Below are 8,814 nucleotides of genomic sequence, written 5' to 3'. Positions count from 1 at the left end.
CGACCGTCTCTAAATCGCTGAAATCCAACTCCGGATCGACCCCTTGGGTATACATATTGAGTGCCAACGTGATAATATCGACGTTTCCGGTGCGCTCTCCGTTGGAGAGCAACGTCCCCTCGACACGATCCGCCCCAGCCAACAATGCAAGCTCCGTCGCGGCAACCGAGGTTCCGCGGTCATTGTGGGTATGGGTCGAGATCAATACGTGCTCGCGATTCGTCAAATGACGGCTCATCCACTCGATCTGATCGGCATAGACGTTCGGAGTTGCCATCTCGACCGTCGCGGGGAGATTAATAATAACTTTACGCTCAGCGCTGATCCCCCAACGATCGGTCACTGCATTACAGATACGGGCGGCATATTCCAGCTCCGTCCCCGTAAAACTCTCCGGTGAATACTCTAAACTAATCTCACCGTCGTGCTTGGCGGCGCGGGCTTTGACCATATCGACACCCTCTAGTGCCAACGCGATAATCTCATCTTGCTCTTTGCCGAAGACGATCTTACGCTGGGCTACCGAGGTGGAGTTGTACAGATGGACAATCGCTTTTTTGACCCCTGCCAACGCTTCAAACGTTTTGTCGATCAAATGTTCCCGCGCTTGGACGAGGACTTGTACCGTCACGTCATCGGGAATCAATTTCTGCTCTACAAGAGTGCGTAAAAAATCGAACTCCACTTTCGACGCGGAGGGGAATCCCACCTCAATATTTTTAAATCCGAGTTTCAGCAAGAGGGTGAAGAGAGAGAGTTTTTGATCCAAATTCATCGGGGTGATCAACGCTTGGTTTCCGTCGCGAAGATCGACACTGCACCAGATAGGGGCGTGCGTGATGGTTTTGGACGGCCAAATACGATTCGGCAAATCAACTTGAGGATAAGGGCGGTATTTGCCCATGGATGCGTGTTTCATACGAAACTCCTTGCTATTTTCTCTCCTCATTGCCCTTGCTGGTGGCAATAAGTGGGCGAATTATAGCAAAAAGGGGAGCAAACGCGGATGAACTCTGTTTTTATCGTTTTTCGATCTTTTCAATGATATGCGCGGCACCGTTGGGGGCAATCAATTTTCCTAACGCTTCACTCCTGACGCCGATATCACTCTCAATCGCTTCTTGCAGTTTTAGGAGTAACCCGTCGCTTTGTCTCTCGCACCATCCTGCATTATGATCGATGATATAGCGGGCGTTATGGTATTGGTGATCGGCGGCGGCATAAGGGAACGGGATATAAAACGCAGGGATTTTCGCCGCACAGAGTTCCCAGAGGGTACTGGCACCGGAACGGCTTATGGCAAAATCACTCCGCTCGCACAACTCCGCAATCTGCGTCGTAAACCCGTACACTTCCGCCGGTATCCCAAGTTCATGGTACGCGGCACGTACCCGCTCTTCTTCTTTGAGTCCGCACTGATGAATAATATGTATCCCTTTATCACGAAGCCACGGAGCGATTTCAAGTGCCAAATCGTTAATAAATTTAGCCCCCTGCGATCCCCCTAAAAAGATCACGGTTTTAATAGAGTCACGGATACGGGCATTCTCAAAGTAGCGTGCATTGACGGGATAATCGCAATGATTCTCCCCCTCCTCATACGAGCTGAAAAATCGCTTCGCATACGGTCGAAGCAATCGGTTTAACTTTCCCGTCACCGCATTTTGTTCGTGAATGTAGAGCGGCGTGCCCGTCGCAACCGCCGCCATAGCAGCCGGTGCCGCCGAAAATCCTCCGACACTCACAACGGCGTCAGCTTTAAAGGCACGAATCAACGTACGTGAGTGTAACAGTGCTTTAAACACTTTCCACAAAGCGACGAGTTTTCCAAATCCCGATTTGTTGACCACTCCCGTCGTATCCAAAAAGTGAACCTCATCAAAAAGAGAACTCTCTCCGAACCACTGACGATCTTGCCCTGATGTTGAACCGATAAACATCACTTTGTGCCCTTGCTCACGTGCTTTTTCTGCTAAAGAGAGAGCGATCACCAAATGTCCTCCTGTTCCGCCTCCAGTAAAAATGAGATTCACTTTTTATCCCCCGATTTGTATTCAATCTTTTTAGAGACCATCAACACCATCCCTATCCCCATTGCCGAAGCCAACATAGCCGAACCTCCGTAACTCAAAAATGGGACTGAAATCCCTTTAATAGGGGTTAATCCACTAATACCGTAGGCATTGATCATAAACGCAAAGGTGATCAAAAGCCCTACACCCAAACTAAAAAGATAGGCCGTATCGTTATGAGAGCGATTGGCAATTTTAAAGAGACGGTGCAGCAGCATAATAAAAAGGAGTGCCACTCCGAAAACCCCGATAAATCCGAACTCTTCGGCTATTCCTGCCAGTACAAAGTCGGTATGAACCTCACTCAAAAAGCCGAGTTTGAAGGTTCCCCCCCCTAATCCCGCACCGAAAATCCCTCCGTTATGAATCGCATTAAGGGAATGGCCGATTTGATACGCCTCTTCGGCATTTTCAATCCGCAAATGGCGTGCAATCGGTTCAGGGAAAAAAGCCAATACGGTACTTTGTGCCGATCCCCACCACGACAAAATTCGGTTAATACGGTGTTCCGAAGTAAAAATAAAGAAAAGGAAAAAACCTACCGCACTCCCGACCAACGTCATAAAAAAGCGAAAACTGCTCCCCGCAAAAAAGAGCATAAACGCCAATGTCAACGCCAAAACGACAACCTGCCCCAAGTCATTTTGCATAAAGGCGATCAAAAACATGACAATGATAAAAATAGCCGCATAGGGGGCAAAGCGTTTAAACTCTTCCGTCACACCCATATCCGCGTGATGGCCGAGTTTACGGGAGAAACTCCACGCCAGAAAGTAGACAAAACCGATTTTAAAAAACTCGACGGGGGCGAGTGAAAATCCCACTAATTTAATCCACCGTTTTGCACCGCCGACTTCGCTCACCAGTGATGCAGGGAGAAATGGCATCACGATCATCAGAAGCATCCCTCCGAAAAAGAGGCCAAGTCCTAAACGGTGAAGCCAAACATCAGGGTCTAGCTGAGCAAGCGTCCACATAATTAAAATCGAGATAACCGCAACAACGAGCTCACGCGCAACGAAATGAAAGTCATTATATTCGAATAAAATAACCGTATATGCGGAGAGGGTATAAGAGCATATAACCCCTACGGTAATCAACGCTGTCGTTAAAATAAATAGTTTTTTATCAGGCATTTTAGGACTTATTTAATGTATAATTTATGCAAGTATATCGCTCTTTATACTAGAGTTCGATAAAAGCGAGTGGGTAGAATATGGAATGTTTTTTGCTTTAGTATTCCAAACAAATTGAGAGAAAGGGGAAAAAGGAATGGGACTCACTATTTCACGTTCACATGATCTGATGAAAAGCGCCATGGATTACCGTGCCGCACGACAAGATATTATTGCCGGCAACATTGCCAATGCCGATACCCCTTTCTATCGCCCTAAAGATATCAGCTTTGAAGATACATTGGCTCAAAAGAGTGCTCAAATTTTTGCCGATAAATCCCAAACCCTCCAAATGGCGCACACCAACGGTGCCCATTTGGGACCGATCGATTCGGGTTCTTCAAAACCGACTACTTTTTTTCGTGATGGCCATATGGCACGTAATGATGGAAACAGTGTTGATTTGGATGTCGAAACAACGGAAATGGCAAAAAACTCGACGATGTTTAATGCCCTCACCGCTGCACTCAAAAAAGATTCCGCTTTGTTCAAAAGCGTCATAGACGCTTCGAGCAAAACAGCGTAAGGATTAGATTATGTCTTTTTTAAATAGCTTTGATATCAGCGGTTACGGCCTTTCCGCTCAGCGTGTCCGTGTTAACACCATCAGTTCGAACATTGCGAATGCTCAAACGACACGTACCAATGAGGGTGGACCGTACCGACGTCAAGAGGTTATTTTTAAAGCGATCGATTTTAACCAACTCTATAACAAAGCATTGGAAAACGAAACCTCCGCACTCGGCTACAGCGACCCGCTCAAAGAGGGGTTGGCAGGTTTGAAACCAAATCCTGCTATTATGAGTGTTATTGTTGATAAAATCAGCAGAGATGACAGCGCGCCGAAAATGAAATACGACCCTTCTCATCCCGATGCAGACGCAAAAGGGTATGTTGCGTACCCAAATATTAATCCTGTCGTCGAAATGGCCGATTTAGTCGAAGCAACACGTTCGTATCAAGCGAACGTCGCCGCATTCGAAAGTGCAAAAAATATGGCCGGCAGTGCCATTAGTATATTACAAGGATAATCCGTAAATGGCTAATATTCAATCGATCAAATCTCTCTCTACTGCCGATTTACTGGCGAACAAAAGCGGCAATACGGTCGAAGCAAGCAGTACCGATTTCGCCCAAGAGCTCAAAAATGCCCTCGGCAACGTCAACCAAATGCAAGTTGACGGCGAAAGAGCTATGAGCGATATCGCGACAGGCTCGGTCAAAGATCTTCACCAAGCCGCCATCGCTATCGATAAAGCCGAAATCAGTATGAAATTGATGCTCGAAGTACGAAATAAGGCACTCAATGCCTATAAAGAAATTACTCGAACGCAAATGTGATTTAATCTTTTCACATGCGCCATTCCAATAAATCAAAAAAAATCCTTGCCCTTTTCCTCGTTCTCATGTTCGGTTTCGTCATTTTTTTGGCGGTTATGCTCTATACGGCACTCCATGAACGGGATATCCCCTCTATTTACTCCGAAGACAGTGCCAAAGCACAACGCGGATCGATTATCAGTGCAGACGGTTTTCATATCGCTACAACCCAAAAACTCTATAAAGCGGTCGTCAATACCCGTAATATCGATCCGGACAAAGAGGAACTTTTCATCCAGCTCTTCAGTATCTACAGCGGAACCGAGCCCAATGAGATACGAGAACGTCTCCATACCCGCAAAGGCTCCGTGACACTTAGCTATCACATCAGTCCGAAAGAGGCGATGTATCTCAAAACACTTGCCTTTGAATTGCGCCGTTTAGGGGTATTTATCGAATATGAAACCCCATCGGGTGAGCGTATTTTGCAAGGGCTTAATATTTTAGAGAGCGGCGAAGCGCGTCAATACCCCTACGGCAAACTCCTCACCCCCCTTTTGGGCTATCCTCGTAAAATCGAAGAAGAGGGGTATACGCGAGTGTACGGGATCAAAGGGTTGGAGAAATTTTTTGATGAAGAGCTAAACCCTCAACAAAACAAAACCCAAAAAGCGCTGCGCGATGTCAACGGTTATCTGATTTTAAATAAACAAAGCCAAGTCAAACGTCAGATCAACGGTCTAACCGTTAAACTCAATATCCCTATTATGCTCCAATCCCGCGTGGAAACGATCACCGATCAAATCAAAGAACAACTTCAAGCCGATGAGATCATCGCCACCGTAATGGAGTCCAAGAGCGGAAAAATCATCGCCCTTGCCAGCTCAAACCGTTTTGATCCGAGCCATATCCGAACCGAAGATTACCCTTCACTCAATGCCAATGCCATCGAATACAGCTATGAGCCGGGATCGGTTATCAAGCCGATTATCTTTGCCCTTATGCTCGATCGAGGTCTCATTAACCCTTACGACATGGTTAACGGACATAACGGGCGCTTCACGATGGGGCGCAAGACTATCGTTGATGAGCATGCCTTCAGTATGATCAGCGCCGAAGATGTCCTTGTCCACTCTTCCAACATCGGTATCGCCCAACTGGCGCAGAAACTCAACGGTGCCGAATACACCGAGGGGCTGAAACGGTTTGGATTTACCCACTTCAGCGGTATTGACCTGCCGTATGAAAAACGGGGATCTATCCCCAGTTCCACACAGTTAAATAATTCCCTCTATAAAGCGATCACCTCATACGGTTACGGTATGCGTGCCAATGCGATGCAGCTGGTCAAAGCGTTCAATGTCTTTAATAATGGGGGGAGACTGATCAATCCGATGGTGGTCGAGGCGCTCTATGATGATAACGGCCGCACTATTCCGATGCAGATACAACCGCCTGTTCAAGTAATTTCTCCCGCTACGGCAGAGCGGATGAAACAAATTCTCATCAAAACCGTCAATGAGGGGACGGGAACGGTTGCTAAAACACCGGGAATTCAAGTGGGAGGAAAAACGGGAACGGCGCATATCGCGAAAAACGGTGCGTATGTTAACAGCTACCACACCTCATTTATCGGGTTTGCCAATGATGCGACACACGACTATACGATCGGTATTACAGTAATCGAACCGCGTACCGTCTACTTTGCCTCTATTACCGCCGTACCGGTGTTTAAAGCGATTGTCGATCTGATGGTGGAGGAAAAATACCTTATCCCCGATCCCGCCGCCGTAGCGGCCGCCGCTTCACCGATAGAGACTACACACCCGTAAGGGCTTTTTGGATAACGGTTGTCACCTCTTTCTCAAAGCGATAGTGTTTTTGTATCCCCCACACTTCAATAACCGCTTCCCCTTTAACAAAGAGTTTACGCTTCGATTGCACAATAGCGAGAACACGGTTGCTGTTCAGGTGTTTCGTATCGACACGAAACTCCAAAGGGATCACCTTTTCGCTACCGGAAGGGATGATAAAAGAGTATTCTCCCCCCGATTTTGCTTCTCCTCGTGCAATCACCTCTTTCGCATCAAGAAGGGTATAAGTGAGTGATACAATCCTAATATCGCTGTGCCATTTATTCACCACTTTTAAATCGCTCCCCAAACGGATCTCTCCGCTCTTCGTCGAGATTCCTAAAAGCGACAATACCCCCAATACCATTTCAGCCTGAGTATTTTCCCAGCGCAAATTTCCTTGCGGTTCAATGAAAATATCTTTCCCTATTTTGGGAGCACATCCGGCTAGGAGGATAACAATAAGAAGACTCGATAGATACTTTTTCATATTACATCCACACATTATCGATTAGACGGGTCGTTCCGACACGTGCCGCAACCAGTACGATGGTATTGCCGGTTACCACCTCATCAATCGACTCAAACGCTCTATTGACGATCGCCACATACTCGACATCCAAAGGCTCAAGTATAGCTTCCATCGCCTCTTTGATCTCCGCACTTTTGGTATTTCCCTGCATAAGCATCTTTGTTGCCCGTTTGAGTGCGGCTGAGAGTTTCAACGCCTCTTGACGCTCAGAGCTGTTCAAATATATATTACGGCTCGAGAGGGCCAAGCCATCCGATTCACGAACCGTCTCCATCGGGACAATCTCGATGTTCATGAAAAAATTGTGACACATTTGGGTAATAAGGGCGAGTTGCTGGGCATCTTTTTTCCCGAAATAGACACGAGCGGGACGTACCATATTCAGCAATTTCATAACAACCGTCAACACTCCGTCAAAATGTCCGGGACGGGAAGAGCCTTCGAGAATAAATCCTCTCACATCAGGGGCACATATCCGCACCTCATCTTCGCCGTACATCGCGTTTACATCGGGATAAAAGAGAACATCGACACCGCTCAGCTCACAGATTTTAAAATCGGCCTCTTCGCGGCGGGGGTATTTGCTCAAATCTTCCCCCGGTAAAAACTGGGTCGGATTGACAAAAATCGAAACAACCACATAATCGTTCCCACTGCGAGCCGCTTCAATCAGGCTGCGATGACCGATATGGAGCGCCCCCATCGTCGGAACGAAACCGATTGTTCCCGTTTTAAGTTGAAGCGCATCTTGAAGTTCTTGCGCGGAACGTGCGATAATCATTGTTTTAGCCTCTATAGAATATAATTGGCATTATAATATATCAGAAGGTATTCCTACTTATGGATCATTACGAATATACCGAATTACTTAAAACATTGACGATTAAAATGCAAAACGTCACCGACGTAGTCCGTCCGCAAGATATCAATAATCGTTTGAGTGAAATCGAAGCACTTGAAAACTCAGACGGCTTTTGGAACGATGCGGCTGCCGCAGGCGTTATCCAAAAAGAAAAAACCCAGTTAGAACGCCGCCTGGCAAAGTATTCTAAAACCTTTCATACCCTCGGTGATGCCGTAGATTTGTACGATATGGCAAAAGAAGAGGGAGATGAAGAGACGATCGAATCCCTTTTCGCCGATGCAGGAGCACTGGAAAACAATGTCAAATCGATGGAAGTCGAAGTCCTTCTATCGGGTGAGCACGACAGTCATAATGCCATCGTCACCATCCATCCGGGTGCCGGGGGAACCGAGTCCCAAGACTGGGCATCGATGCTGTTACGTATGTATACCCGTTGGGCGGAGCGACATGACTTTACCGTAGAGATACTCGATTATCAAGCCGGAGAAGAGGCAGGGATCAAAGATGCGGCACTTCTGATCAAAGGGGTTAATGTCTACGGTTATCTCAAAAATGAAAACGGTATCCATCGCCTCGTTCGTATCAGCCCGTACGACTCTGCGGCGAAACGTCACACCAGTTTCACCTCCGTTATGGTCTCTCCCGAACTCGACGATGATATCGATATCGAGATCGAAGACCGTGATATCCGTATCGACACCTACCGTGCTTCCGGTGCGGGGGGTCAGCACGTCAACAAAACCGAATCGGCAATCCGTATCACCCACATCCCGAGCGGGATCGTCGTACAGTGTCAAAATGACCGTAGCCAGCATAAAAACAAAGCAACCGCTTTTAAAATGCTCAAATCCCGTCTCTATGAGTTAGAGATGGAGAAAAAGCAAGCGGCGGTTGATGGAATCGAGAAAAGTGAAAACGGCTGGGGGCATCAAATTCGCTCGTATGTTTTGGCTCCCTATCAGCAAGTCAAAGACACCCGTTCAGGAATCCCCTACTC

The 8,814-nt window shown here is 47.1% G+C and carries 10 protein-coding genes; 5 read left to right on the top strand and 5 right to left on the bottom strand.

Features of this window, described 5'->3' with window-relative positions; all coding sequences use genetic code 11:
- The 3 genes from A2517_RS03375 to A2517_RS03365 form a co-directional block, all read right to left on the bottom strand.
- On the bottom strand, positions 1-919 hold a 919-nt coding region (locus A2517_RS03375), incomplete at its 3' end, for a 2-isopropylmalate synthase (protein WP_294894131.1).
- Positions 920-1,019: 100 nt separating this feature from the next.
- Complete coding sequence (murG, locus tag A2517_RS03370; RefSeq protein ID WP_294894129.1) at positions 1,020-2,033, bottom strand: undecaprenyldiphospho-muramoylpentapeptide beta-N-acetylglucosaminyltransferase; 1,014 nt, start codon at positions 2,031-2,033, stop codon at positions 1,020-1,022.
- Entirely contained in the window at positions 2,030-3,208 is a 1,179-nt protein-coding gene (locus A2517_RS03365; protein ID WP_294894128.1) for an FtsW/RodA/SpoVE family cell cycle protein, read from the bottom strand. Before A2517_RS03365 ends, murG begins: the two co-directional genes overlap by 4 nt.
- Positions 3,209-3,344: 136 nt before the next feature.
- On the opposite strand from A2517_RS03365, the gene flgB reads away from it, so the two are divergent.
- Genes flgB through A2517_RS03345 form a run of 4 tightly spaced genes read left to right on the top strand, consistent with a single transcriptional unit; the run spans position 3,345 to position 6,399 of the window.
- Positions 3,345-3,773 (top strand): flagellar basal body rod protein FlgB, encoded by a 429-nt coding sequence (flgB, locus tag A2517_RS03360; protein WP_294894125.1) that lies wholly within the window; start codon positions 3,345-3,347, stop codon positions 3,771-3,773.
- 10 nt (positions 3,774-3,783) lie between these two features.
- Complete coding sequence (gene flgC, locus A2517_RS03355) at positions 3,784-4,278, top strand: flagellar basal body rod protein FlgC (protein WP_294894123.1); 495 nt, start codon at positions 3,784-3,786, stop codon at positions 4,276-4,278.
- A 7-nt stretch (positions 4,279-4,285) separates the two neighbouring features.
- Complete coding sequence (gene fliE, locus A2517_RS03350; RefSeq protein WP_294894121.1) at positions 4,286-4,588, top strand: flagellar hook-basal body complex protein FliE; 303 nt, start codon at positions 4,286-4,288, stop codon at positions 4,586-4,588.
- A gap of 14 nt (positions 4,589-4,602) precedes the next feature.
- A complete protein-coding gene (locus tag A2517_RS03345; RefSeq protein ID WP_294894119.1) occupies positions 4,603-6,399 on the top strand; it encodes a penicillin-binding protein 2 in 1,797 nt (598 codons plus the stop codon).
- Here the strand turns inward: A2517_RS03345 and A2517_RS03340 are convergent.
- Both A2517_RS03340 and panC read right to left on the bottom strand, forming a co-directional pair.
- Positions 6,386-6,910 (bottom strand): hypothetical protein, encoded by a 525-nt coding sequence (locus A2517_RS03340; protein WP_294894117.1) that lies wholly within the window; start codon positions 6,908-6,910, stop codon positions 6,386-6,388. The genes A2517_RS03345 and A2517_RS03340 overlap by 14 nt on opposite strands.
- A 1-nt stretch (position 6,911) precedes the next feature.
- Complete coding sequence (panC, locus tag A2517_RS03335) at positions 6,912-7,733, bottom strand: pantoate--beta-alanine ligase (RefSeq protein WP_294894115.1); 822 nt, start codon at positions 7,731-7,733, stop codon at positions 6,912-6,914.
- Positions 7,734-7,792: 59 nt separating this feature from the next.
- Between panC and prfB the strand changes: the two genes are divergently transcribed.
- A partial coding sequence (prfB, locus tag A2517_RS03330; RefSeq protein WP_294894113.1) for a peptide chain release factor 2 occupies positions 7,793-8,814 on the top strand: 1,022 nt, incomplete at its 3' end.

It is taken from the genome of Sulfuricurvum sp. RIFOXYD12_FULL_44_77, from assembly GCF_001830725.1.
Taxonomy (GTDB): Bacteria; Campylobacterota; Campylobacteria; order Campylobacterales; family Sulfurimonadaceae; genus Sulfuricurvum; species Sulfuricurvum kujiense_A.
This window is presented reverse-complemented; position numbering and strand designations above follow the sequence as displayed.